26 protein-coding genes and 3 pseudogenes are annotated in these 24,685 nt (G+C 58.8%); 14 read left to right on the top strand and 15 right to left on the bottom strand.

Features of this window, described 5'->3' with window-relative positions; genetic code table 11:
- Window positions 1-101: 101 nt before the first annotated feature.
- On the bottom strand, window positions 102-947 hold the full coding sequence (istB, locus tag SX1_RS18785) for an IS21-like element helper ATPase IstB (RefSeq protein ID WP_019054274.1): 846 nt from the start codon (window positions 945-947) through the stop codon (window positions 102-104).
- Complete coding sequence (gene istA / locus SX1_RS18780; protein ID WP_026149933.1) at window positions 944-2,446, bottom strand: IS21 family transposase; 1,503 nt, start codon at window positions 2,444-2,446, stop codon at window positions 944-946. Before istA ends, istB begins: the two co-directional genes overlap by 4 nt.
- Between istA and SX1_RS24905 the strand changes: the two genes are divergently transcribed.
- Window positions 2,420-2,542, top strand: coding sequence for a hypothetical protein (locus SX1_RS24905; RefSeq protein ID WP_019054272.1), 123 nt, complete (start codon window positions 2,420-2,422; stop codon window positions 2,540-2,542). The genes istA and SX1_RS24905 overlap by 27 nt on opposite strands.
- Before the next feature lie 271 nt (window positions 2,543-2,813).
- Here SX1_RS24905 and maiA read toward each other — a convergent pair whose 3' ends face one another.
- Genes maiA through SX1_RS18765 form a run of 3 tightly spaced genes read right to left on the bottom strand, consistent with a single transcriptional unit; the run spans window position 2,814 to window position 5,389 of the window.
- Window positions 2,814-3,440, bottom strand: a complete 627-nt coding sequence (gene maiA, locus SX1_RS18775; protein ID WP_019054271.1) for a maleylacetoacetate isomerase — start codon at window positions 3,438-3,440, stop codon at window positions 2,814-2,816.
- Window positions 3,441-3,452: 12 nt separating this feature from the next.
- Window positions 3,453-4,778 (bottom strand): MFS transporter, encoded by a 1,326-nt coding sequence (locus SX1_RS18770; protein WP_019054270.1) that lies wholly within the window; start codon window positions 4,776-4,778, stop codon window positions 3,453-3,455.
- Between the two features lie 50 nt (window positions 4,779-4,828).
- Entirely contained in the window at window positions 4,829-5,389 is a 561-nt protein-coding gene (locus SX1_RS18765; protein WP_019054269.1) for a recombinase family protein, read from the bottom strand.
- Between the two features lie 131 nt (window positions 5,390-5,520).
- Here SX1_RS18765 and SX1_RS18760 point away from each other — a divergent pair, with 131 nt between their 5' ends.
- Entirely contained in the window at window positions 5,521-8,535 is a 3,015-nt protein-coding gene (locus SX1_RS18760; protein WP_019054268.1) for a Tn3 family transposase, read from the top strand.
- A gap of 62 nt (window positions 8,536-8,597) precedes the next feature.
- On the opposite strand, the pseudogene SX1_RS18755 reads toward SX1_RS18760, so the two are convergent.
- Together SX1_RS18755 and SX1_RS18750 are read right to left on the bottom strand one after the other, a co-directional pair.
- A pseudogene (locus SX1_RS18755) lies at window positions 8,598-8,879 on the bottom strand (transposase); the annotation flags it as partial.
- Window positions 8,880-9,082: 203 nt separating this feature from the next.
- The gene (locus tag SX1_RS18750; RefSeq protein WP_043146047.1) at window positions 9,083-9,886 is read right to left on the bottom strand and encodes an IclR family transcriptional regulator; all 804 of its coding nucleotides are present in this window, start codon (window positions 9,884-9,886) and stop codon (window positions 9,083-9,085) included.
- 680 nt (window positions 9,887-10,566) lie between these two features.
- Between SX1_RS18750 and SX1_RS24900 the strand changes: the two are divergent.
- The 5 genes and pseudogenes from SX1_RS24900 to SX1_RS18725 all read left to right on the top strand — a co-directional run.
- Window positions 10,567-10,942 (top strand): annotated as a pseudogene (locus SX1_RS24900) (IS21 family transposase); the annotation flags it as partial.
- A gap of 122 nt (window positions 10,943-11,064) precedes the next feature.
- Window positions 11,065-11,805: a DUF4158 domain-containing protein gene (locus tag SX1_RS23565; protein WP_026149931.1), complete on the top strand. Its 741-nt coding sequence runs from the start codon at window positions 11,065-11,067 to the stop codon at window positions 11,803-11,805.
- 12 nt (window positions 11,806-11,817) lie between these two features.
- Window positions 11,818-12,579: a hypothetical protein gene (locus SX1_RS24315; protein ID WP_026149930.1), complete on the top strand. Its 762-nt coding sequence runs from the start codon at window positions 11,818-11,820 to the stop codon at window positions 12,577-12,579.
- A complete protein-coding gene (locus SX1_RS25065) occupies window positions 12,506-12,820 on the top strand; it encodes a Tn3 family transposase (protein WP_081609988.1) in 315 nt (104 codons plus the stop codon). Before SX1_RS24315 ends, SX1_RS25065 begins: the two co-directional genes overlap by 74 nt.
- 328 nt (window positions 12,821-13,148) lie before the next feature.
- Window positions 13,149-14,378: an NAD(P)/FAD-dependent oxidoreductase gene (locus SX1_RS18725; protein WP_019054263.1), complete on the top strand. Its 1,230-nt coding sequence runs from the start codon at window positions 13,149-13,151 to the stop codon at window positions 14,376-14,378.
- Between the two features lie 20 nt (window positions 14,379-14,398).
- On the opposite strand, the gene SX1_RS18720 is transcribed toward SX1_RS18725, so the two are convergent.
- The gene (locus tag SX1_RS18720; protein WP_026149929.1) at window positions 14,399-14,578 is read right to left on the bottom strand and encodes an SDR family oxidoreductase; all 180 of its coding nucleotides are present in this window, start codon (window positions 14,576-14,578) and stop codon (window positions 14,399-14,401) included.
- A 297-nt stretch (window positions 14,579-14,875) separates the two neighbouring features.
- On the opposite strand from SX1_RS18720, the pseudogene SX1_RS24895 reads away from it, so the two are divergent.
- A pseudogene (locus tag SX1_RS24895) lies at window positions 14,876-15,025 on the top strand (IS630 family transposase); the annotation flags it as partial.
- On the opposite strand, the gene SX1_RS23910 reads toward SX1_RS24895, so the two are convergent.
- On the bottom strand, window positions 14,998-15,504 hold the full coding sequence (locus SX1_RS23910) for an SDR family NAD(P)-dependent oxidoreductase (protein ID WP_255209802.1): 507 nt from the start codon (window positions 15,502-15,504) through the stop codon (window positions 14,998-15,000). The pseudogene SX1_RS24895 and the gene SX1_RS23910 overlap by 28 nt on opposite strands.
- A 249-nt stretch (window positions 15,505-15,753) precedes the next feature.
- Between SX1_RS23910 and SX1_RS18700 the strand changes: the two genes are divergently transcribed.
- On the top strand, window positions 15,754-16,740 hold the full coding sequence (locus SX1_RS18700; protein ID WP_026149928.1) for a trans-o-hydroxybenzylidenepyruvate hydratase-aldolase: 987 nt from the start codon (window positions 15,754-15,756) through the stop codon (window positions 16,738-16,740).
- Window positions 16,741-17,097: 357 nt separating this feature from the next.
- Here the strand turns inward: SX1_RS18700 and SX1_RS18690 are convergent, their stop codons facing one another.
- Genes SX1_RS18690 through bphC form a run of 6 tightly spaced genes read right to left on the bottom strand, consistent with a single transcriptional unit; the run spans window position 17,098 to window position 20,735 of the window.
- Window positions 17,098-17,685 (bottom strand): 2-hydroxychromene-2-carboxylate isomerase, encoded by a 588-nt coding sequence (locus tag SX1_RS18690; protein WP_019054260.1) that lies wholly within the window; start codon window positions 17,683-17,685, stop codon window positions 17,098-17,100.
- Window positions 17,682-18,539 carry an aromatic ring-hydroxylating dioxygenase subunit alpha gene (locus SX1_RS22985; protein ID WP_019054259.1) on the bottom strand — a complete coding sequence of 286 codons (858 nt, stop codon included), beginning with the start codon at window positions 18,537-18,539 and terminating at the stop codon, window positions 17,682-17,684. Before SX1_RS22985 ends, SX1_RS18690 begins: the two co-directional genes overlap by 4 nt.
- 6 nt (window positions 18,540-18,545) lie before the next feature.
- Window positions 18,546-18,944, bottom strand: a complete 399-nt coding sequence (locus tag SX1_RS24890; RefSeq protein ID WP_019054258.1) for a Rieske 2Fe-2S domain-containing protein — start codon at window positions 18,942-18,944, stop codon at window positions 18,546-18,548.
- 21 nt (window positions 18,945-18,965) lie between these two features.
- A complete protein-coding gene (locus SX1_RS18680) occupies window positions 18,966-19,454 on the bottom strand; it encodes an aromatic-ring-hydroxylating dioxygenase subunit beta (RefSeq protein ID WP_019054257.1) in 489 nt (162 codons plus the stop codon).
- A gap of 1 nt (window position 19,455) precedes the next feature.
- Window positions 19,456-19,782 carry a non-heme iron oxygenase ferredoxin subunit gene (locus tag SX1_RS18675; protein WP_026149926.1) on the bottom strand — a complete coding sequence of 109 codons (327 nt, stop codon included), beginning with the start codon at window positions 19,780-19,782 and terminating at the stop codon, window positions 19,456-19,458.
- 56 nt (window positions 19,783-19,838) lie between these two features.
- Entirely contained in the window at window positions 19,839-20,735 is an 897-nt protein-coding gene (bphC, locus tag SX1_RS18670; protein ID WP_019054255.1) for a biphenyl-2,3-diol 1,2-dioxygenase, read from the bottom strand.
- Window positions 20,736-21,034: 299 nt separating this feature from the next.
- On the opposite strand from bphC, the gene SX1_RS24885 reads away from it, so the two are divergent.
- The 5 genes from SX1_RS24885 to SX1_RS18650 form a co-directional block, all read left to right on the top strand.
- Entirely contained in the window at window positions 21,035-21,229 is a 195-nt protein-coding gene (locus SX1_RS24885; protein ID WP_255209800.1) for a hypothetical protein, read from the top strand.
- Window positions 21,147-22,448 carry an SRPBCC family protein gene (locus SX1_RS22980; RefSeq protein WP_306302710.1) on the top strand — a complete coding sequence of 434 codons (1,302 nt, stop codon included), beginning with the start codon at window positions 21,147-21,149 and terminating at the stop codon, window positions 22,446-22,448. Before SX1_RS24885 ends, SX1_RS22980 begins: the two co-directional genes overlap by 83 nt.
- Window positions 22,449-22,528: 80 nt before the next feature.
- Entirely contained in the window at window positions 22,529-22,810 is a 282-nt protein-coding gene (locus SX1_RS18660) for a 2Fe-2S iron-sulfur cluster-binding protein (RefSeq protein WP_141249587.1), read from the top strand.
- Between the two features lie 18 nt (window positions 22,811-22,828).
- A complete protein-coding gene (locus SX1_RS18655; RefSeq protein WP_026149924.1) occupies window positions 22,829-24,328 on the top strand; it encodes an aldehyde dehydrogenase family protein in 1,500 nt (499 codons plus the stop codon).
- A gap of 39 nt (window positions 24,329-24,367) precedes the next feature.
- A partial coding sequence (locus tag SX1_RS18650) for an SDR family NAD(P)-dependent oxidoreductase (protein WP_043146040.1) occupies window positions 24,368-24,685 on the top strand: 318 nt, incomplete at its 3' end.

The raw sequence follows: 24,685 nt of genomic DNA, 5'->3' as shown, positions 1-24,685 counted from the left end.
GTATGGCGCGGCGATCTGGATGAGAAGTTTCCGTCAATCAGGATGAGAACTGATCGTCGCGGTTTTCAAGTGGTGCCTGCTTTGATTGACGCTGGCAAGCGCTACTCGCAGGTTTGATTGTCGCTGCGCGACATTTCCTCGTTGGACTTGATTGTCGCGAAGGTCGGTGGCCGACCAGCGCGTGATTGTCGCTGGATCGCCGAGCGGCGGCGGTAGCTCTCGACATTCATCTCGAAGATTGTCGCGTGGTGAACGAGGCGATCTACGGCGGCGAGCGTCATGGCGGGATCGGGGAAGACCCGGTTCCATTCACCAAAAGGCTGGTTGGCGGTGATGAGCGTGGAACGCCGTTCGTACCGTGCGCTGATCAACTCGAACAGGACGGACGTTTCAGCCTGATCCTTGGTCACATATGCGAGGTCATCGAGGATCAGCAGATGATATTTGTCGAGTTTGGCTATCGCGGCTTCGAGCGCCAGTTCACGGCGGGCAACCTGAAGTTTCTGGACCAGGTCGGAAGTGCGGGTAAACAGGACGCGCCAGCCATTTTCGATCAACGCAAGGCCGATTGCGGCTGCCAGATGGGTTTTACCCCCACCCGGTGGACCAAAGAAGATGAGGTTGGCGCCTTTTTCGAGCCAGCCATCACCAGAACACAGCGCCGTCACCCGGGCGCGGGAGATCATTGGCACTGCATCGAAGGCGAAGCTGTCGAGAGTCTTGCCAGGTGGCAGGCGGGCTTCGCCCAGATGCCTTTCGATCCGGCGTCGGTCCCGTTCTGCGATCTCATGCTCAGCGAGCGCCGCAAGCAGGCGGGCCCCAGGCCAGCCTTCCTTGTCTGCCCGCGTGGTAAAGTCGGGCCAGATCAGTTTGATTGCTGGCAGGCGCAGGTCGTTGAGGATGAGGCTCAGACGCTGGGCGTCGATAGCGGGTGCGTTCCGGCTCATGCGGCTTCTCCCGCCAGGAGAACATCATAGGTGACAAGGGGGACCAGTTCCACCACCACGTCGGGAAGCGCCGCCGGATCGGGAGCGAAGCGTATTCGCAAGGCATCCATGTCGGGGAGACGGTTAGCAGCGACGTCGGCTGCCAGCAGTTCCGCGAGTTCGGCTTCGCAGGCCCTTTCGTGCGCCATTGCCAACAGTTCTACCATCTGCCGACAAGCGATCCGTTCGGGCAACGCGGCGATGAGCCGGTCGAAGGTCTGACGATAAGGCTCCCTTGGGAAGAGCTGGTCACGATAGACCAACTTCAGGAGCGCCATGGGTTTGCGCCGCAGGCTATGGATGACGTGCCGATAATCGACCACATGGCCGTGGGAGCCGTTATTGAACGACCGCCCCCGCGGCAATGTCATGAGGTGAGTGCCGCCGATGAACAGATCGAGGCGATCATCGTAAAGCCGAACGCGCAGCCGATGCCCGATCAGCCGTGAGGGCACGGTATAGAACACCTTACGAAGCGTGAAGCTGCTGGTCGAGGTGACCGTGACGATCGTCTCCTCATAATCGCTGGTGCGCGCGCCAGGCAGGGGCTGCAATATCGCACGCTCGGCGTCTATGCGTGGGCCGTTGCGCCGGTTCTTGCGGCTGACGACTTCGTCGATGAAGTGCCGGTAACTCGCCAGATCATCGAAGTCTCGCGAACCACGCATCAGCAGCGCGTCCTTTATTGCTGCCTTCAAATGCCCGTGCGGGCTCTCGATCCCGCCATTCTCATGGGCAACGCCGCGGTTGTTGCGCGTCGGCGTCATGCCATAATGTTCGCACAGCGCGTCATATCGCAGCGTCAGATCTTGCCGGGCATCAGCGTCCAGGTTGCGAAACGCGGCCGACAGGCTATCGCTGCGATGCTCAACCGGGGCACCGCCGACGGCCCACAGGGCGTTTTGCAACCCTTCTGCAAGCGCGACATAGCTCTCGCCGCCCAGAATGACATGGACGTGTTCGAAGCCCGACCATATCAGCCGAAAATGGTAGAGGCGATGATCGAGCGGCACGCCGACGATCGTTACGTGCTCATCGTTCATCTCGGTGAAGTCCGAGAGGCCAAGCCGTCCCGGCTCATGCACCTGCCGGAAGATCACTTCCTGCTCGGGACCATGGATCGCCCGCCATGTTCGGATCCTTCGCTCCAATGTGCGCCGAATGCGCCCATCAAGCTCAGGGTGACGGCGACATATCTCCTCGAAAATTGCCACTGACCGCAAACCAGGCGCAGCCTGGAGCATGGGGACCACATCCTCGTCGAAGATCCCGGCTAACGGGTCCGGGCGTCGCCGCTCTCGCTGGACCTGCCTTTGCGAGGGAAGCCGAGGATCTCCCTCGATGCGATATGCGGTCGCCGTGCTGATACTGGCCTTGGCGGCGGCGATCGGAACGGCATGGGTATGTCGGAGCTTCATGTAGAGCCTCATCTGATGATCGTTGACGTGGCGGCCCGGCATGAACGACATCCCCTCTCGCGAAGTTATGCCTTTGAATACCTGACCGGCCGCAACCATCAGAAACGCCCCGGAAAGGGCGACATCGCCACCTGCTGATCCGGCTCCGGGCTACGCCCTACGCCGCATCAGCAGGTGGCGATTCTCATCTTGATTGACGCTGCTCTCTCATCCTGATTGTCGCGCGGCAGTCGGCGCCAGTATTTGCCCAAGAGCTGGCGCGGCAAACGACGTAATCGATGCGGTCATAACGATCAGACCTGCGTGAATGGCACGCGCGGAAGCACGCTTCGACATCTTCTATCCTCTCCTGAAGATGACCAGAGCGGCGGCAGCTGATGCTCTTCTTCGCCGCTCCGGAGGGGTAAGCCTATTCGGCGTCGGGCTGCCGGTCGGGTGAAGCCTTGGCGAAACTCTCCAGCGCAAGGCACCGCGCTTCGATGGCGAGAAGCCGCTCCCACTTAAGGTCGACGCCGAAGCGGCGCGCGTTTACGAGCTGGGGAACGAGGCAGATGTCCGCGAGCGAGGGAGCCTGGCCGAAGCAAAACGGTGTGTCGGTGCCGGCAATCAGCGCGTCGCACGCGGCAAGGCCCTCTTCGATGGCCGTACGTGCCCAGGCGTTGACATCATCATCAGCGATACCCAGCGCTCGCAGTCGAGCCAGGATCTTGAGGTTCTGCACCGGATGGATGTCGCAGGCGATCACTTGGGCGAATGCCCGAACATGCGCCCGCTCCATCAGATCGGCAGGAAGAATCGCGGGTTCTGGATATTTGTCCTCTAGATACTCGCAAATGGCTAGCGACTGGGTCAGCACGGCATCGCCTATCTCCAACGTCGGAAGCAGCCCTTGCGGATTGAGCTTGAGATACTCTGGCGCATTCTGTTCGCCGCGACGCAGATGATGGAAGGCGTCCTCGTAGCTGACGCCTTTGAGGTTGAGTGCGATGCGGACCCGGTAGGACGCGGTCGAACGAAAATATCCATGGAGGAGCAAGGCAAGTCCTTTCTATCTGACTTTGCGCAGGAGGAAGACGGCGGCGGACGCGAGCAGCGCTGGCACGATGGCAATGAGGAGCAGGTGCTGGCTCGACCAGCCCAGGCCCAGAAGGGCGCCACCAGCCACCGGGCCCAGGATCGACCCGATGCGACCGACGCCCAGGGCCCAACCGACACCAGTCGAGCGAATGGCGTTGGGATATACAGACGCCGCGACCGCATTGAGTCCGATCTGCCCGCCGACAATTCCGAACCCTGCCGCGGCGGCGCCAGCCAGCAGGAGAACAACATTTGCCCCTGCATGGGAGATGATGAAGATGAATGCCGCCGAGGCCAGGTAGGCCAGCCCCAACACGATGGCCGGCTCCCGCTTGTCGATCAACCGTCCCAGGACGATCGCGCCAAACACGCCTCCCAGATTGAGGATAGCCGTCGATGCGATGGCGATCTCCAATGATAGCCCGAGACTGCGCAGGAGAGAGGGCAACCAGTTGACCAGAAAATACATGACGAGAAGGTTCATGAAGAAGGCGATCCAGAGCAGCGCCGTGGTCTGCGCGCGACCGCCGCGGAAAAGTTCTGCGACTGGGAACTTGCCGATCGGGCCTCCGCCTGCCTCGCTTCGCACCTCTTCGATGAAATGCGCGGGGATGATCGAAGGATCGATCCGCTTCAAAATGGGGGTGAGCCGCCTTTCGGGGTCGGGTCTAGCGGCCAGGAAACGCGCCGACTCGGGTAGGGCGATCCAAAGGAGCGGGATGAGTAGCAGCGGCAGGATGCCACCTAGAAGGAACACCGCTTCCCATCCGAAACGCGCGATAAGCGGTGCGCTGACAATGCCTCCGATCGTCGAGCCCAGCGGAAATCCGCAGAACATCACCGTCACCAGAGTCGCCTTGAGGCGGGCAGGCGCATATTCGCTGGTTATGGCGATAAGATTGGGCATCGCCCCTCCCAGCCCGATGCCGGTCAGGAGACGATAGAGCAGCAGCTGATCCATGCTCGTTGCGCCAGCGGTAAGGAGGGCGAAGAGCGCGAATATCGCCGTGCACAAAATGATGACCAGTTTGCGACCGATCCTGTCGGCGACGGGACTGAGAAGGAACGCGCCGATCGTCAGGCCGAGCAGCCCGACACCGAAAATGGGGCCAAAAGCGGCCTTGTCGAGCTTCCATGCTTCGGCGATTGTCGGCGCGACATAGGCTATCGCCTGCGTGTCAAAGCCGTCGAGGCTTGCGATAAGTGCACATAGCGCAGCGATCCTGAACTGATAGGGACCAAAGCATGCGGCATCGATCGCGGAGGCCGATCCGGCCTCCGCTGTTAGAACTGCCATAACTACCCTCCTCGGATTAGGGTCGTGCGGCTGAGCGGAACAGGAAAGTGTTATAAGGAACTGTTTGGCTCGATACAGCGATAGATGGTTGCCGGGTGGACGTTGAAGGTTCTCGCGATGGCGCTGATGGACTTGCCGTCGAGCACGAGCTGGCGGGCGAGCGCGGCCTGATCGGGTCGCATTTTCTTTGGGCGTCCGAAGGCCACGCCGCGCGCCCTCGCAGCCTTTCGCCCCTCGTCGGTTCGCTTCAGGATGAGGGACCGTTCGAACTGGGCGATGCCGGCGAACACGGTCATGATCATCACGCCGGAGGGCGACGTGGTGTCGGCCCAGGGTTCATCAAGCGATTGTAATCCAGCCTGCTTTTCCTTGATGCGTTCCGCAATGTGCAGGAGATCGATCGTGGATCGTGCCAGGCGGTCGAGGCGTGCGACCACCAGCACGTCGTCCTTGCGCAGGTGCGCCATCAGCCTTTCGAGCTCGGGGCGACCGCGCGCCGTCCCCGATATCTTCTCCTCGAACATCATTTCGCAACCGGCCTGCGAGAGCCGTCCGCGCTGGATGTCGAGGTTCTGGTCCTCGGTGGAAACGCGTGCGTAGCCCAGTTTCATGCGGCCGCTCCGAGTAGCGTGCGAAAGTTACTGCAAAAGGACTTTGTTTCGCACATATGTTTTGCGAAGAAATTGCCCTTGTTTCCTGGTGCCGCCCTCCGCCTTCGCAAAAGTTGAAAGTTTCGCACGGTATGCCCACCCGTCACCTCACTGACGCCCAGCGTCAGGGCTTTGCCCGCTTCGACGGCGAACCGTCGGCCGACCAGCTCGCGCGATATTTCCATTTTGACCAAACTGATCGCGACCTCATTGGAACTCTGCGCGGCGACCACAATCGGCTCGGCTTTGCGGTGATGCTGACCAGCGCCCGGTTTCTGGGCGCATTTCCAGTCTCGCCCGCCGAAATCCCCGCGTCGGTCCTGGCGGCCGTGATCGAACAACTCGCTCTTGAACCCGGCACGGACGTGGAAGCCTATTTTGCGGGAAGCCGGCGCATCCGGCACCTCGCGCTCATCCGGACGCACTGCGGCTTCACGGACTTTGGCGACAACGCGGTGGCGCGGTTCCGATTGACCCGATGGCTCTACGCCCTTTGCTGGAGCGGCGACGATCGGCCCGGCCCCCTTATTGATCGAGCTGCGGCCTGGCTGATCGCCAACAAGGTGCTGCTGCCGGGCGTCACGGTCGTCGAGCGATTGGTCGGCAGAATCCGCGATCGTGCGCGGACCAGGCTTTGGTGTCATCTGGTCACCAGCTTGAGCGATGACCAGCGCGCGCGCATCGCCGCTCTGTTTGACGATGGCGACACATCCACGTTCGCCGCCTTGGACGCGCTGCGGACCATTCCCTCCAAGCGCATGCCGACCGAGCTTTTCCGCCATCTTGATCGGCTCGATGCGGTCCGGGCGTTCAATCTGCGACCGGCGCCACCACGCGGTGTTCCAGCCACAACCCTTGAGCGCCTCGCGCGGGTGGCGCGCGTCAGCAAGCCTTCGGCTATCGCTGTCCTTCAGGAGCCTCGTCGAACCGCGACCGTAGCCGCGCTCTTCCATACGCTCGAAGCGGCGGCCCAGGACGACGCTGCCGAGCTGGCCGAGGCTCTGCTTGCCGACTTGGTGAAGGGGGCTGAAGCCGCCGACAAGCAGGCCCGCCTGCGTAGCCTGCGCGATCTCGATGGCGCAGCGATGCTGCTCCACGCGATGGGTCTCTTGGTTTTGACCGACGACGGGCTGCCCCTCAATGAATGGCGAAACGTGCTCTTCGAGCGGTTGCCCCGTCCCGACATCGAGGCCGCCATGTCCAAGGTGGAGGCAATCGCCAAGCCCGCAGAGACCAAGCCATATGATCAACTGCGAACAAAATGGCGGGGCGCCCGGCGATTGTTCTTTGAAATCACCACCCGCATCGAGATCGACGCCGCCCCGGGCGGCAAAAACGTCAAGGCCGCGATCAGCTACCTCAAGGGCGTGGACGACTGGTCGTCTCTCGCCAAGATGCGCGGCGCACCGACCGCTGCGATCCCAAAGGCGTGGAGGCAACATGCCCTCGATCATGAAGGCAGGGTGAGAGACCCGAAAGCCTATGTCTTCGCGATCATCGATGCATGGCGTCTCGCGATCAAGCGTCGCGACGTGTTCGCCAAGCCCGGCATCCGATACGGGGATCCCCGGCGCGGGATGCTCGAGGGCGAGTCCTGGCACAATTCCAGATTGATGGTAGCACGCGCCCTGGGCCGATCTCTGGAAGCCGACACTGAGATCGACGGTCTCTCCCGCCTTCTCGATGAGGCATATCGTCATGTCGCCGGGCGCGCGGGCGACAATCTGGACCTGCGTTTCGAGACGGTCGCCGACAAGACCCAGATTGTGGTCACGCCCCTCGACAAGCTTGATGAACCCGAGCGCCTTCGTGCGCTTCGCGCCGCCGTCCAAACGCGCATGCCGAAGGCGGGGATGCCCGACATCTTGCTTGAAGTCATGGCGCGAACCGGATTTGCTAAGTCCTTTACCCATCTGAGCGAGCGTCAGGCCACCGTCGAGCACTTCGAGATAAGCCTTTGCGCGACCCTGGTCGGCGGCGCCTGTAACATCGGCCTTGAGCCGGTTGTGCGCCCGGAATTTGCGGCTCTGCGTCGCGACCGGCTTTCCTGGGTCGGTCAGAATTTCATTCGGCCCGAGACCATAGCCGCGGCCAACGCCGCGATCGTTGCCGCTCACAGTCGCCTGGATATCGTCCAACATTGGGGCGCAGGCGAGGTGGCCAGCGCCGACGGCATGCGGTTTGTCGTTCCGTCGAGCGCCATACACGCCGGCCCCAACCCCAAATATTACGGCCAGGAGCGCGGCGTCACTTGGTACAACATGATTTCCAACCAGTTCAGTGGTCTGGCCGGAGCGGTCATCCCTGGAACGCTGCGCGACAGCCTGGTCGTCCTGGCTCTCCTGCTGGAACAGGAAACCGAGCTCGAACCTCTGGAGATCATGACCGACACAGCCGCCTATTCCGACGCGATTTTCGGGCTGTTCTGGCTCTTGGGCTACCGGTTCAGCCCCCGTCTGGCGGACATCGGCGGCGCGAAGCTGTGGCGCATCGACCGCCAGGCGAGCTACGGACAATTCGATGAGATTGCCTGGGGCAGGATCAAAATCAATCTGATCAGGGAAAACTGGTCCGACCTGATCCGTTTGGCCGGATCGCTCAAGCTCGGCCACCTCAAGGCCGCAGGCGTCATGCGCATGCTGCAGGTCAAAGACCGCCCAACGACCCTGGCCAAGGCGCTGTCTGAACTGGGGCGCATCATCAAGACGCTGCACATCCTGCGATACATCGACGATCGACCGTTCCGCCGGCGGATATTGGTTCAGCTCAACCGGCAGGAATTGCGCCACAAGCTCGGTCGGCGCGTCCATCACGGCGATCGGGGCGAAATCAGAAGCCCTCTGCGCCAGGGCCAGGAGGAGCAGCTTGGCGTCCTTGGTCTCGCCCTCAACTCCATCGTCCACTGGAACGCTGTCTACATGCAAGAAACCGTGCGCCAACTCAGTGAGGCCGGGACGCCGCCACTGCCCGCCGATATCGCTCGACTCTCGCCGATATCCTGGCGTCACATCAATTTCCTCGGGCGCTACGATTTCTCCGTGCCCGACGCCGTCGCAAACGGCGGCCTCAGACCGCTACGTCAACCTAATTCCAAATGGGACTTTTGAAAGAAAATAATGCCCCTTACGACACTTTCCTGTTCCGCTCAGCCGCACGACCCAGTTCGCGGGTCGTCGGCATCCTCGTAGCCGCAGGTGGTCGCAAAGATCCGCGCGCGCAGGATGTCGTCCAGCGCATGGACCACCCGCGAGGGATCGCGCCGATCGGCGATGCACGCAGCAAGCCGTTCGCAAATCCCCATCCGTCGCCCGGCCTGCGCGAGCAGCAGCACCCCGCCGTCCGAAGTCAGCCGACCGCCATCAAACGCGGCGGACACCTTTTTGCGACGCACCGCTGGAAAGCCGAAGACCGTCACGCTATCGTCGATGGCGGTAAGAGTAGCTTGTGGCATTTTGTGCCTCGCTGCAGGGCTGATCCAATCAATCCTTTCCTACAGCAGAACAATACCTTACGCTACTCTCACCACCCCTTCAGGCACAGCCCCATGCATAATCCGGGTTAGGTACGTCGCAATGGCGCAATGCTGCGTGCATACGCCTCGCCCTCAACTTTTTTACTTCTCACCCTGTTAGTGTGATTAATTTGGTTTCGGCCCTAACCCTGCCAACCGATGGCCCTGCTTGCACTGCGCGCTACATCAATTATCTTATCGATCTTGACCTTGCTGAAAAACGTCTTTTGTTCTGCACGAGCCAAAATACTCATCGTCGCGACCAAGCGATCTTGAGAATCCAGGACCGGCACCGACGTCGCAGATAGTCCCGGTACGACAGTTCCGCGAGTCTTGGAGAAACCCACCCGCCTAGCTTGCTCAATTTGCGCGGCAAGTTTGAGGTCATCGACGACTATACCCTCAGCCCGCTCGCGTTCGACCCGTTCCCTGGTCTGTTCAGGAGGGCAATGCGCCAGAAAGAGGATCCCCGACGATGATGTCTGCATTGGCAAGACCGATCCCGTGTGCAGAGATGTAAGCAGCGGAATTCCACCATCGATCCAACGAATGACAGTTGGGCCGTAATCGCCCCACACGGAAAGCAAGCCGGTAGTTTTCATTTCTGCCAGTAGATCATTCAAATGCTCAGCGGCTATGCGCACGGTGTCCAGCCGTGCCATTGCCGCCAAGCCAAGACGGATGGTTAGCCCTCCCAAATAATACCGACCGCTCCTTTCGTCCTGTTCGACCACCTCGGTATTCACAAAGGAAAGCAAATACCGGTGCGCTTGGCTACGGGACAGACCTGAATGTTCTGCCACTTCGCGGAGAAAGGCTCCTTCACCTCTTCCGGTCTCCACTAAAGCTAGTAAAACTCGTACCCCAACTTCAACTGATTGAATGGATTTTCTATCATATTTATCTTCTTCGAACACATTTCCAGATTTATCACCAATTTTATTCATATCGTACTCCATGATCTACCTGTTTTTCAAATATGGTGATGATGAGTGAGATCCCAGACGCTTTCCCTCAAATGTGGATAGGTCTTTTAATTCCGGGTAGCCGTCAACCTCAGTAGTGCCGGACCGTCAGGGTCATGGTCCTTTTCGAGGTCAGAGCCTCATGATGGTTTTCGGGGCCAGGGCCTCTATGTGTGCAACGATGTTGGCCAAGGCCACAACAGCCGATCCAGCGATGTCACATTCACCACCGTCCTGACGACGGCACCACTGGCGTTTTGACTACACGCCGGTGATTTTTGGGCGGGTTAAGCAGGCAACATTACACTCTCCTTACCCATTCAAATTCGGTGCCGTCAGTCCAGATGCAATGCAAAATGTTGGCCAGCTTGCGTGCGACTGCGACGCGCGCCTTTCTCGATCCGACGCGACGGGCAAGCTGCTCGCCCCAATCCTTGAGCTGCGATCGCCGCTTCGTCCTGTAAAGTAGGACCGTAGCCGACTCATAGAGATATGCTGATTCCGACGCAAGTCGCCCCCTCATTCCGAAAAGATGCTGCCGACTTGTTCCGAGAAATAGTCGCCCCCTTGTGGGGCGGGTCTGCCCGGGTTCGCTGGCGGGGCTATCGTCGCTCTTTTGGATGTGTCCGAGGAGTTGAGCGATGTCGGCAGAAAGGGTGAGCATGCGGCGTGTCCACCAGATATTGAGATACCGGTTCGAACAGGAACTGGGCTACAAGGCGATATCACTGCGGGTGGGCGCGGTCCCTCGACTGTGCGCGCGACCCTGAAGCGGGCAGCGGATGCGGGTCTGAGCTGCCGTTGGATGAGGCACCGAGCGACGCAGCGCTCGAGGCATCGCTATACCGCGATGCAGGCAAGAAGAGGGGACATCGCCGTTGTCCGGAGCCTGACTGGGCGCAGTTCCACCGCGAATTGAAGCGCACGCAGGTAACATTGCAGGTGCTGTGGGACGAGTACGTTGCGGAGCATCCCAGCGGCTATCGATATAGCCGATTTTGCGATATGTATCGCAGCTGGGCCATGAAGTTGCCGGTTAGGCCCAGTGACCTCATAGGTCGAAAAACGGCCAACTCGTAGAACGGATTGGAAACGGTCTGCGCGGTTGACGGTTGCATTTTGATATCGGTATGTCGAGAGCACGCGGGCCGGAGAAAACGATGTCGGTTGTGAGTGTCTGGGACACGGACGAGGAGCTTGCCGGGCGCTGGAGTTTGGCGTTCGAGGATTTCTCGCTTTTGAACGCAAAGCCCGCAGCGAGCCGGCTCGGCTTTGCAGCCCAGCTGATGATGTTCCGTACGGCGGGACGTTTTGGTCGCGGCGCCGACAAGTTTCCGGATACCGTCGTTGCATATCTCGCCGAGGAGATCGGAGCATCGCCTGCAGAGCTTGCGGACTATGACTGGCTTAGCCGTTCCGGGCGACGGCATCGTGCCGAGATTCTCGACCATTTGGGATTTCGCCGGGCGCGCCGACAAGACATGCAGGCAGCTGTTGCGTGGACTGGCTCCGAGCTTTGCCAGTTGGGCTTGCCCGCTTCCGGGATGATGGACCGTATTCTTGGCTGGTTCGTCGCGCAACGGATTGCGGTGCCTGAGGAAGAGGCGTTGACGGCGCTGATCACCACGGCCCGTCGCGCGTTCGAGGATCTGGTGCTGGAGAAGATTGCCTCGTTCGAATCGCCCAAGCACGGGGAACGGCTTGATGCTTCGCTCGCCGATGAGGGCGGCGTCACAGGTTTTTCGGGACTGAAAGCGGATCCCGGGCAGCCCAATATCGACAACATACTGGTGGCGGCACGGCGGCTTGTCTTTGTGAAGCAGCATGTGTTGCCCTGCGAGGCCTTGCCCGATTTGGGGGACCCCATTGCGCGGATTCTGGGCAGCAGTGTGATCAACTAGACCGCCTGGACGATGCGCCGGCACCCTGATGGGCGACGCCACGCGCTGTTCGGGCTTTTCCCGGCGCGCCGGAAGCGCGAACTCACAGACGGCCTGATCGACCTGCCGATCGAAATTGTCCACAAGGTCGGCAGCCGAGCCCGCAACCGGGTGCTCAAGGCGTTTGTGACCGAAGTCGAGCGGGTTCAAGCAAAGAGGGACTGCTTGTCCGGATTGCCGAGGCGGCCTGTCTTCAGCCCGAAGGCATGGTGCGCGATGTCGTGTTTCCGGCAGCGGGCGGTGCCAACGTGCTGGCGGCGATCGTGCGAGAGCATAAGGCGTCGGACGGTTTCGAGCGGCGCGTTCACCGGGTGCTGCGCGTCTCGTATCTGCGTCTCGTATCTGCGTCATTATCGGCGCATGCTTCCGGCGGTATTGGGTGTGTTGGAATTCCGTTCGAATAACCCGGTGCATCGCCTGGTGCTCGATGCGGTCGACTGGCTGCGCCGGACGAGTGGCAGCCGGCGCGTCCTCCGGCCTGAGGACGGCGTGCCGCTGGACGGTGTCGTGCCCCCCAAATGGCGCGACCTGGTCGTGGAAAAGGACGACGACGGGCGTCCGCGGATCAACCGCATCAACTATGAGATCTGCGTACTGATCGCGTTACGCGAGCGTCTGCGCTGCAAGGAAATCTTGGTGGTGGGCGCGGACCGCTACCGTAATCCTGACGACGATTTGCCACGGGATTTCGAAACACGCCGCGCCGACTGTTATCTTCTTCGGCAAGGGCGGTGAGATCGCCACCAACCGCCTGGAGGATCAGGAGTTGTCCGTGCTGGCGCTCCATTTGCTGCAGAATTGCCTGGTCTATGTGAACACGCGGATGCTGCAGCGGGTCCTGGATGCACCGAGCACTGCCACGAAGATATGGGCATCACGGATCTCGCCAGTCAGCCGGTCGACCACGATCCCGATCTTTCCCCGGCATAATCGACGAACAGCTTCTCCCCAGGTGTATGGTTCTGCCGCAGGATAGCTGTGTGGTTGGCGCGGACCCGAGTCAGAAGAGTCGTTTCGGATTGACCAGCAAGTCGGCTTGCTTCGCCAGAACGGCGAAACGCTCTCGACGATAGAAGATGCAATCGTTCGTGGTTCAGTTGAAGCTGTCGGCGGTAACGTTGCACAAGCGGTCAGAGAATTGGGGCTGACGCATCTGCAATTCGCTTTCAGGGTTGCGAAGATGCGTCGTCATAGCTAGCCTTGCTTTTGATTTTGTTGCAATGACTTGCATAATATGCAAAGAGACTTCCTTCTGTGCATAAAGGGCAGGGGGAGAGTGAAGCCGTGAAACTGGGAGATATCGGGTGCGTTCGGTAGCGATTGTAGGCGCCAATCTAGCGGGTGGGCGAGCGGCGGAAGCGCTGCGGCAAGTAGGGTTCGACGGTCGGATCACTCTGATCGGTGAAGAGCCCTGGAGGCCCTATGAGCGCCCGCCGCTGTCCAAGGAGTTCCTGTGGAATCCAGCCGAAATGTCGGACAACTTTTTCCTGCAGGATGAAAACTGGTACTCCGACAACCGGATCGACATGCTGCTCAGCACCCGTGCCGAAGCGATTGATTTGAATGCGGGCGGCGTGCGCCTCTCGGGTGGCCAATTGGTCGCTGCCGACAAGGTTCTGCTGGCGACTGGAGGGCACGCCCGCAAGCTCAATCTGGCCGGAGCCGATTGCGTCAACGTACATTATCTGCGCACCCGGGACGATGCCGCCAGGATGGCCCTCGACCTTCGTCAAGGCGCACGGGTGGTGATCGTTGGCATGGGCGTGATCGGAGCCGAAGTGGCTGCTAGCGCGATCAAGCTTGGCTGCGAAGTAACTGCGGTAGAACCGTTGGCGGGTCCGATGGAACGGGCACTGGGCAAACGTTTCGGTCAGTGGCTGGGCGAGGAGCACCGCAAGCGCGGGGTCAAGACCCATTTCAACCGGGGCGTAACGGGTTTCAAGTTCGCGGACGGCCGCGTATCCGCAGTCGAGATCGACGACGGCACCGTCATCCCTTGTGATGCCGTCGTCGTTGGGGTGGGGATCATTCCTGCCACCTCGCTCGCGGTCGATGCCGGGTTGACTGTAAACAATGGGATCGTCGTCGACCGTCGATGCCAGACCAGCAATAAGGCGATATTTGCCGCCGGTGACGTCGCCGAGCAGGACGGTTTTTTTGGCGGTCGCTTCCGGCAGGAAACCTATCAGAACGCTTCCGACCAGGCCCAAGCGGCGGCCTCGGCGATGCTTGGTCACGAAGTCGATTACTGCAAGCCCATGTGGTACTGGAGCGACCAGTTCGATTTGAACATCCAGTTCTGCGGGCAAATTCCGGCACAGGCCGAGGTCGTCCTTCGCGGCGATATCGAAAGCAACGCTTTCGTCGCTTTGTTTTTGTCCGGCAATACAATTGATGGCCTGCTGACTGTCAACCGCGCGCCCGATATGGGCATTGGCAAGCGGTTGGTCGAACGGAGGACGAAGGCGAGCGCCGACCGGCTTGCGGATGCAGACGTGTCTCTGCGCGAATTGCTTATGCAGTCTGCTCGATAGCGCGTCGGCGGCGGGGGGCCTTATCCGATCCCGCCGCCCGCGACGAAGAGTGTCTGCCCGGTGAGGTAGGAGGCCTCCTGAGAGGCGAAAAAACAAATTGCAGCGGCCAGTTCATCGGGTTCGCCGAAGCGGAGCATAGGGGTGTCGCGCAAGGTCTGCTCCATCACTCCTGCAAAACCCGCCTTGAACGCATCGCTCATGGGTTCGGGATCGCGTGGGGTGACCCGTCACAGGTTCATTTAGTGCCTCAGAGCCGGAACACCGTTGCACGATGGGCAGCCAAGCGGCGCGACGATGCACAGGCACTAGAACCGCAGAGGCAGCGGTCAGCCTGGAAGGCCCCATCGCGGCAGCGCTGCGCGTGGTACATGGGCCAGGCTCCCGATCAGATCGGTGCCGAACATACGCTGTTCCTCGAACATCCCAGCGCATCTGGCTCGTCGACTTCCAAAACAGCTCAACAGGAATCTGCACTGGAGAGTTATCATGAACACACGATCGAGATGGTCTTCGCCAAGCTCAAGCATCTGCTGCGAAAGGCCGGTGAGCGCACACGGGAAGGGTTATGGAACCGGGTCGGCTCCCTCCTCGACGACTTCCCGCCACACCGATGCAAAAACTACTTGCGACATCCCGGATACGCTACCGTCAGATCACAAACCGCTAATTCGGACACCGCTGGTTTCCAGTTCAGCGACAAAGCGGCGGTCAAAGCAGCGACTCCGTCCTTGGCGGCGGGATAGGGAGTCTTGTTCTCGCCGCGCGTGGCCACTGAACCGATATTTACGACTGAACCGCGCCCGGCCGCGAGCATGTACGGCAACACCGCATGGCGGCACCAAAGTGTCGGCCACACCGAGCGGTTGATTTCGGCACAAATCTCGTCGGGGGTAGAATCCCAATAGGGCTTAGCCCAGATCGTACCACAGACATTGTGGACCGCCACGTCGATTTGGCCGAATTGATCTGCAACCGTCCGGTACAGTTCGGTCGCTCCCTCGCATTTCTCGAGGTCGAAGATGGCGGCATGAACATCGCAGCCATTGTCCCGCAGGCGATCGACCGTAGCCTGCGTAGCTTCAGCCGCTCGGTCGGCAATGATCACGATGGCGCCTTCCTCAGCCATACGCCTGGCTGGGGCTAGCCCGATGCCTTGAGCGCCAGCGGTCACAACCGCGATCTGGTTGTCGAACGGCTTGGCAGAAGTCATGATGTTGCTCCTCCTTTATTCACATTCCTGCAACGAAACGCAAGGCTGGGAGGTTGCCTTTCCTATATTCATGATCTATATCGAGAACGGAAATGCGTTGCGCAATGTCAAATGATTAGGCGCTGCAGCGGCGATCACCGGACCGGATTTGAGGAGAGAAACGAAATGGCCCGTACACTCATGAAACCAGACGACGTCAAAGGTGCCTGGGCGATTATTCCCACTCCGGCAAAGGATGATGCCTCGGATTGGCGCGCGACAAAGACAGTTGACCTCGATGAGACAGCGCGTGTGGTTAATGGCCTGATCGATGCAGGGATCAACGGAATTCTCAGTATGGGGACGCTTGGCGAAGCGGCGACCATGACCCACGACGAAAAGCTCGATTTCATAAAGGCGCTGGTCGATGCAGCAGCCGGCCGAGTGCCGATTTTCGTTGGCACCACCTGCCTCAACACGCGCGACACTATCGCGTTGACACGTCAAGCGCTTGATATTGGTGCCGATGGCACGATGCTGGGAGTTCCGATGTGGTGCGCGCCAAGCGTTGATGTTGCGGTGCAGTTCTACAAGGATTTAGCTGAAGCCGTGCCTGAGATGAACATTGCCATCTATGCCAATCCCGAAGCCTTCAAGTTCGATTTTCCACGCTCGTTCTGGGCTCAGGTGGCGGAGATTCCCCAAGTCGTCACGGCGAAATACATTGGCGTCGCTCACTTGCTGCCGGACCTTGCAGCCATTCGGGGACGGATCAAGCTGCTGCCGATCGACTTCGACTACTACGGCGCAGCTCGTATGGACGAATCGATCGACGCCTTTTGGTCGAGCGGTGCCGTGTGTGACCCGCTGGTGACCACGACATTGCGCGACCTTGTGTCGCAAGCGCGCGCTACCGGTGATTGGAGCGCGGCGCGGGCATTTATGGGCCGACTCGGCCCAACGGCAGCGCCACTGTTCCCTAACGGCAGCTTCAAGGAATTCTCGACCTACAACATCGCGCTCGAAAAGGCGCGCATGAACGCAGGCGGCTGGATGAACGCCGGTCCGGTCCGCCCGCCCTACCATCTTTGCCCCGAACCCTACCTCGAGGGCGCGCGCCTTTCGGGCAGAATGTGGGCCGAACTTGGCAAGGCGCTCGCAGCCGAAAAATGAGATAAGCGCGAAAATTGGGAGAAAGCGAGTGACGGACTGAGGTGGTCCCGCCTTCTTGGATAGTTAATTGGGATCAAAAACTTCTTTTTTAGAGCGGTCAAGCTAACTGGGGGCTTCCTATCGACCACACTACGCTGCCAAAAGTGGGGCTACGAGTTTCTTAAAATTGTAAAGGAAAGCTTCCTTCATTGCACCCAACACCCTCTCTCTGAAAGCAGCCTTTACGACGCTAAATACGTGCGACTTTGCATCGAGCGCGGCCAAACCCCATGCTGTCGAGAGCAACGATGGTTTTTGGACCCACACCTCGGAAGCTCCCATCCATATTAATCTTTTAAAAACTTCATACTTTGAATTTTAATCTAGAAGATAACTTTCAAGAAAATCGAGGCGATCGTTGCCCCAGAATATCTGATCATCAACAAACATCATCGGCGCGCCGAATACGCCCCGCTGGTAGGCTTGCGTACGGGCCTTGCGGTATTCGCCCTGGCCTGCGGGCGAAGCGACGAATTCACACAGTGCATCGGCATCGAGGCCAACGTCTTCGGCACAACCGCGCAACTCATTCTGATCGCGCGGATCGATCCCGATTCCCCAGATCCGGTGGTACGCCGCTGTAACAAATGCTTCGGCCTGGTCTTGGCCGCGGGCATAAAGCGCTGCACAATTCCAATCCGAACAGGCGAAGCTCGCGGGAAAGGTCAAAGGCACCTCGTACTTGGCCGCCCAGCGCTCCAGATCGGCCATCATGACCTTTATCTTGGGAACAACTTCGCGGTTGGACGGGCCATAGTTTCCGGCAGCAATCTTCGCCTCCGGAATGTCTATCGGCCTATATTCGATCACGCAGCCGGTCCTGCGGGCCAAATCAGGCAGTTTCACCTGCGCTAGGTAGCTGAACGGACTGATGAAATCGAAATAGAAATCGATCGTTTTCGTCATGACGCTGTTCCGTAACCCACTAGCTTTTCGTAGTTTTCCCAGAATCCAACGATTGAGCCCTCGGTGACCAGGTGATCTGCATCGTCCGCACGGCCACCGCCCATGGCGATGTACGATTTTGCTTGCATTTCGCCAATGACGGCCCTTTGGACGATTTCGACTGCTTCACCATCTTCCATGGAAATCAGCCCGGCCGGACCGATCAGGTTGGTTTGCTTTTGCCGGATAGCCTGCATCTCGGCATCATCATCAGCGTAGCCGAAATGGGTCCAGACAAGCTCGAAGGCGTCGGTGCCCTTGGTTACTATCTGCCGCACCGCCAGGGTGTTCTGAATCTGCTGGAGCACCAGGTTCGGGAACACTGCGAGGATAACGAGGGTTATGCCATCATCGAATTCCTGCCGACCCTTAAGGAGCGACATGTCCTGCAGCTTGAATTCGGTGTTAAAGGTGCGAGAATCCCCATAGGCCTGCTTATCCGCGGCATCGTCGTTGCTGGCAGCGATCGAGTAAAGCAGCGAATGACGCTTGTTCGCGTCCATCACGCTTTTGCCCGTCTGTGTCGAGCGGTATAGTCCGAATGTGTTGTGGAACAGGTGGAGTAGGCTTGCGTGATATGGGTCGCGCGTGTTCTCGGCGTATAGCTTCCAGTTGCCGTGCACATGCTGGCGCTGGTCACCCAGCACCTTGATTGGCTTGCACATGATGCGCTCGATGTGCTCGATCACGACCGGCCCCAAAAAGTCAAGCAACGGCTCAACGGTTTCAGAGAAACTGGCGAAAACCAGACCGCCAATGCTTTCCGCACGGAGCTTTCTCAGGCCGTGTTGCTTCATGTCGAAGTCACCGGGCATACCGCCCTAACCCTTGAGGCCACGCCGGAATGGGACTCCGATCAGATTGCCTTCCAGATCATAGGCCCATTGATGGTAGACGCATTCCAGATTGGGGCGGTTGCCGCGCACTTCGCGGCAAACCAGCGCACCGCGGTGCGCGCAACGATTGACCAATGCATGCACTTTACCGTCACTGGCACGGGTCACTATGACCGGAGTCTCGCCGACGAAGGTTGATTTGAAGTCTCCCGGTTCGGGCACTTCCGCTTCCAGGGCAACGAAAGACCATGTTTCACCCTGGAAGATGTTCTCTTGCTCTCTCCGATAATATTCCGGATCGGTGAAGACGCGATACGGTACACGGCACGCGGCAACGTCCGCTGCATCCGAATCTTGACTACCCTTAAACACTGTTTCTGGCATAAGTAAAATCTCACAATCGGCTTATATTGGACGTACCATCATTGTATCTATGACATTCGTGTCAAATACAGCGACTTTCGATGTAAAGAGCGGATTTTCTCCGCTACAGTCTATTTCATCGATATATTTGCCGGAATTGTATATTTCCGTACGACCGTCCGCTCGCGTCATGAATACGGTGTAATTTGTTTGAGCCGTGATCTTTAATTCGTGTTCTGACACGATGCGAGTAGGCCCAAGAATATGACGATAGCTGTGCACCGGAAAGATATTTGCTTTGCGCAAGGATACGATGCGGTCGACCAGCATGCCTTTGCTATCGCAGAATATCGCCGAGACGGTCAGATTGCGGTCATGGTTCTCGCGCGCGATAACCTTGTAAATGCAGTCGTCCGCGAACAGCTCTGGCCATTCCTCAAGTCGATCATCATCTATCCACTCGGCATGGATGGCGTTGATTTCGGTTGCAAGATACTGCAAGCGAAGGCGCTCGGAAATGTTCGGATCCATCTCAGGCCAATCCTTCCAGTTGATCGATGCAGACCCACTCGTCTTCAATCCTGACGGGGTAAGTCTTGATCGCAACCTGGCAAGGAAAGGCCTTCGCCGCCCCAGTGGCGATATCGAACGATCCACCATGAAACGGGCATTCGATGATGCCGCCATCTTGGTACCCATCAGTCAGCATTGCGTTTCCATGGGTGCACATGTTGTCGGTCACGAAGATATCACCATCGACGTTGTAGACAGCCAGCGCGGGCAGTTGCTCCAGAAACACTCCGACCGGTTCGCCATCCTTGACGTCAGCAACCGGGCAAAGACGTACCTTACTTGTCATCGTGCTTCGTAGTCCTTTTATGTATTTGATATAGCAGCCAGTCTGGAGGCGGCTTACTAGAGAGGAACATCCATGCCGTACCCCTGGGCCTCATTGCCGTGACCGAAAATGTCGCGGGTGTAGAATTCCTGCTGGGCAGGCGCCTTACGAGCACCCCAACCAAATTCCCATAACCAGCCAGAAGGGTTGGCGCAGTAGAAGGTGAGGGCCAAATCGTTGGCATGCTTGCCGAGCTGAAGCGCGACATCAATCTGACGCTCGCGCACGATGTCGTGGGCGAGCCCGAGGTCGTCCAGTTCGGTATATTCAAACATCAGATGGTTAATGCGCTTTTCCATCGGGCCGAGGCCGAAGGCGACCGAGTGCTGCCGTTCATTGCAATGCATGAAGTACGGCATGGCCACCATGCCGTTGGGCAGATGCAACTGGTATTCAACCGATCCGCGCAGCCCCAACAGGCGGTAAAACGCGGCTGCGGCTTCGACATCGTCTTGGCGCAGGATGCAGTGACCGATCCCCTCCGACCCGGTGACGAATTTGCCGAACATGGGGCGTCCGGGATGGAAAGGCTTGTGGGCATCCACTTGCGGGCCGTAGAAGATTTCGGTTGGGTTTCCACCGGGATCGGTCAACTTGGCCAGACCGAGCACGCGGCGCTCGCGGGCTTCGGCATCGCTCGCCACAGTCACTGCTATCCCGGCGTTGGTCAGCTTTTCAACCATTGACTCGAACTCGGTCGGATCACCAAGCCGCCAGCCCATGTAGGCGAGATCGTCAGTGTCGCCTTTGATAAGTGCTATGCGATGATGCCACAGATCCATCCGGAGATAGATGCGATCACTCTCACCTTCGTCGACGACTTCCATTCCGGCAACCTCTGCTGCGTAGGCTCGCCACGCATCGAGATCTGTCACTGACATGCCGAGATATCCAAGTTCGCTGACCGATGACATTTACTGCTCTCCCAAAATCGCCGCCTTTTGGCGCTGTGTCCAGCATGCTCGACGACGCTAAACATGCGGCTTCGGCACTTAATCCGAAAAATCTATTAGGCGAATGTTTCGCTGGGTGCAATACGTTGCACAGAATAATGTTTAGCGGTAGGAAAGCTGCCTGGCATTGGCTGGTCGATTCGCCGCAAGGTGATTGGCGAACTGGTAACTGTTCAGCGACCGGCATTTGCAATGGCGCCGGGGCCAAGTGATCGCAGAAGCGACGTCGGGTCAAAAGGACGATGCGGGAGAGACAGGTAATGAACGCGAAAGAACGACTGGTGGGGCGTATCGCCAACCTGCAGGTCCTGCGGGGACGGCTCCAATCCTGGTTGGCCAAGGATGAAACGCGCGGCGTCTATAAAGTAGATCGTGCAGCTTTTACCGACCCCGAGATTTTCGAGCTTGAGCTTAAAGTATGTCTTCGAACGCAACTGGGTGTTCGTTTCGCATGAAAGTCAGGTCGCTAAGCCCAACGATTTTATCACAACCAAAATTGGCAGAGTGCCTGTCATTATAACCCGTGATAAGACGGGGGTGCTTCGCGGAATGGTGAATGCTTGCGCGCATAGGGGCGCGCGCGTCTGCCGTGAAAAGGCCGGAAATAAAAAGAATTTCATGTGCCCGTTTCATGGATGGACCTATTCATCGTCAGGCAATTTGCTTGATGTCACGGAAGAGGCGGCTGGTGGCTACGCGCCTGGATTCGACAAGGCTGATTTTGGTCTGCCGCAAATTGCGCGCCTTGAGAGCTATCGCGGCTTCATCTTCGCCAGCCTTTCCGACGACGTCTTGCCTCTTGAGGATTATCTGGCAGGGTCGAAAAAGTTCATCGATCTGCTGGTCGATCAATCCAAGACCGGAGAGCCTGAGGTAATCCCTGGCGCGACCCGATATCGTTATCGGGGCAACTGGAAGTTGCAGGTTGAAAACGGTCTGGACGGATACCACGTCAGCACTGTGCATGCGAACTACTTCATGACCGTTCAAAGGCGTGTGCTGGGCGTATCTAAGAACGATACGAAAGCTATCGATTTGGCCAATTACAATCGACAGGATGGTGGGTTATTCTCTTTCGAGAATGGTCATGCAGTCCTGTGGATGGACTACGCTAACTTCAAAGACCGTCCAAACTTTGAAATTCTTGACTGGCTGACTGCCAATCGCGGAGAGGAGAAGGCGTTGTGGATGAACAAGCGGATCCGCAATCTCCAACTTTTCCCTAATGTGTTCTTGAAGGACCAGAGCAGTAGCCAGATCAGAATCATTCACCCGATTTCGGTCGATGAAACGGAAGTCACGACCTATTGCATCGCGCCTGTTGGTGAGAGTGCTGAGGCCCGGGCCTTGCGGCTTCGGCAGTATGAAGACTTCTTCAACGCCAGCGGCATGGCGACGCCCGATGACCTGACCGAGTTCAACAACTGCCAGGCCGGTTTCGCTGCCGGTGAAGGCCGGATGAACGACATGTCGCGTGGCGCCACAAGGTGGGAGAAGGACGCTGGACATTTTGGTGCAGGCCTGGGTGTGGACGCCGTCCTCAGCAGTCCCTCTGTGGCTGACGAAGGCCTTTATGTCGCGATCCATGATGAGTGGGTGAACCGCATGAATTCGGCGATCGATCGCGAATGCGCTGAACTGATGGCGTTTGGGGACAAGGAGCCGGTTTTGTGAATGACGTCGATGCAAATTCGCGGTCGGCGGACAGTCCTTTGCGGCGAAAGCGGCTGCAAAGGCAGCTGAGAAGGTATAGCGTGACAACCGGGCTGCACCGGATCCGGATCGTCGGCGGCGGAGAGTTCAGCTGCGGTGAGGACGAGCGGATCTTGCTTGCCATGGAGCGATGCGGATCGAGCGATATCGGCGTTGGTTGCCGTGGCGGCGGGTGCGGAATTTGCAGGGTCAGGGTGGTCGGCGGAGATTACACGACCGGTAAGATGAGCGTGGCGAAGATTTCGGAGACCGAGCGTGCGGCGGGCTTTGCCCTAGCCTGCAGAGTGTTTCCGGTGAGCGACCTTTTGATCGAAGTTGGATGAATTCTAAGGAGAGATGCAATGGCTACACAGTTGAAAAGTGGTACTAACGAGTACGGAATTAAGAGTGAATACGGTCACTTTATCGGCGGCGAGTGGATTTCCAGTGATAGCGGAAAGACGATCGACCTGATTAACCCTGCCACCGGGGCGGTGCTGACCAAAATCCAGGCTGGCAATGCCAAGGATATCCAGCGCGCAGTGGCCGCCGCGAAGGCTGCTTTCCCGAAGTGGGCGGATAGTTCGGCCGCCGAACGCCAGGAAATTTTGATCGAGGTCGCGCGCCGACTCAAGGCACGGCATCAGCATTACGCGACGCTCGAAACGTTGAACAACGGCAAACCGATCCGCGAATCGATGCATTTCGACATGCCCCAGGCAATCGGCCAGTTCGAATTGTTCGCGGGCGCTGCGTACGGCCTCCATGGCCAGACCATGGATTATCCCGATGCCGTCGGCATCGTTCATCGCGAGCCGTTGGGGGTCTGCGCGCAGATTATCCCGTGGAACGTTCCGATGCTGATGATGGCCTGCAAGATCGCGCCCGCGCTCGCTTCGGGTAACACGGTTGTGCTTAAACCCGCCGAGACGGTCTGCCTTTCGGTGATCGAATTCTTCGTGGAAATGGCCGATCTTCTGCCCCCCGGCGTGATCAACGTGGTCACCGGCTATGGTGCCGACGTCGGAGAGGCGCTTGTGACTCATGAGGACGTCCGCAAGGTCGCCTTCACCGGTTCGGTGGGGACAGCCCGTCGGATCATGCAGTATGCATCCACCAATATCATCCCGCAGACGCTGGAACTGGGCGGCAAGTCCGCGCACATCGTCTGCGCCGATGCCGATATCGATGCCGCAGTCGAAAGCGCCACGATGTCGACCGTGCTCAACAAGGGCGAGGTTTGCTTGGCCGGATCGCGACTGTTCCTGCACGAGTCGATCCAGGATGAGTTCCTCGCCAAGTTCAAGGTCGCACTCGAAGGCATTCGCCAGGGCGACCCGCTCGACTTCGCCACACAGCTCGGCGCGCAGGCGTCGCAGATGCAGATGGACAAGGTCATAAGCTACCTCGAACTGGCGACGGAAGAAGGCGCCAACGTTCTGACCGGCGGTAGCCGCAACGACAAGCTTGCCGATGGGAACTTCATCAGGCCGACGGTCTTTACCAACGTCAACAACTCGATGCGTATTGCGCGTGAAGAGATCTTCGGCCCCGTTACCAGCGTGATTAGCTGGAAGGACGAAGACGACATGATGAAGGTGGCGAACGATACCAATTACGGCCTCGCCGGTGGTATCTGGACCCGCGACATTGCGCGCGCGCACCGCATGGCACGCAAGCTCGAAACCGGCACGGTGTGGATCAACCGCTACTACAATCTGAAGGCCAACATGCCACTCGGCGGCTACAAGCAGAGCGGGTTCGGTCGTGAGTTCAGCCATGAAGTGCTCAACCACTACACCCAGACCAAGTCGGTCGTGGTGAATTTGCAAGAAGGTCGCACCGGGATGTTCGATCAGTAATCCCAGACTGATCGATAACCGGAGGCGGAGGAGAGAAAATTGTCTAACAGGCTTGATGGACAGGTGGCGCTACTTACCGGTGGCGCCACCGGGATCGGGGCGGCGGTGGTCGCGCGTTATATTGAGGAGGGTGCCAAGGTTGGCGTCCTGGTCAAGGACGATGAGCAGGTAGAACTCGTGCGTTCGCGGCATGGGGACAGCGTGGTGGCCGTGGCGGGAGACGTGCGTTCCTATGCCGACAATGCCCGCGCCGTGGCGGAAACCGTGGCGGCTTTCGGCAAGCTCGATGTATTTGTCGGGAACGTTGGGATCTGGGATTTTATGGTCCCGCTCGAACAGCAGGATCCCGAGCAACTC

The sequence above is a fragment of the Sphingobium xenophagum NBRC 107872 genome (assembly GCF_000367345.1).
GTDB classification, from domain to species: Bacteria; Pseudomonadota; Alphaproteobacteria; order Sphingomonadales; family Sphingomonadaceae; genus Sphingobium; species Sphingobium xenophagum.
Note: the sequence above shows the minus strand (reverse complement) of the source record. Positions and strands in the feature narration are given on the sequence as shown.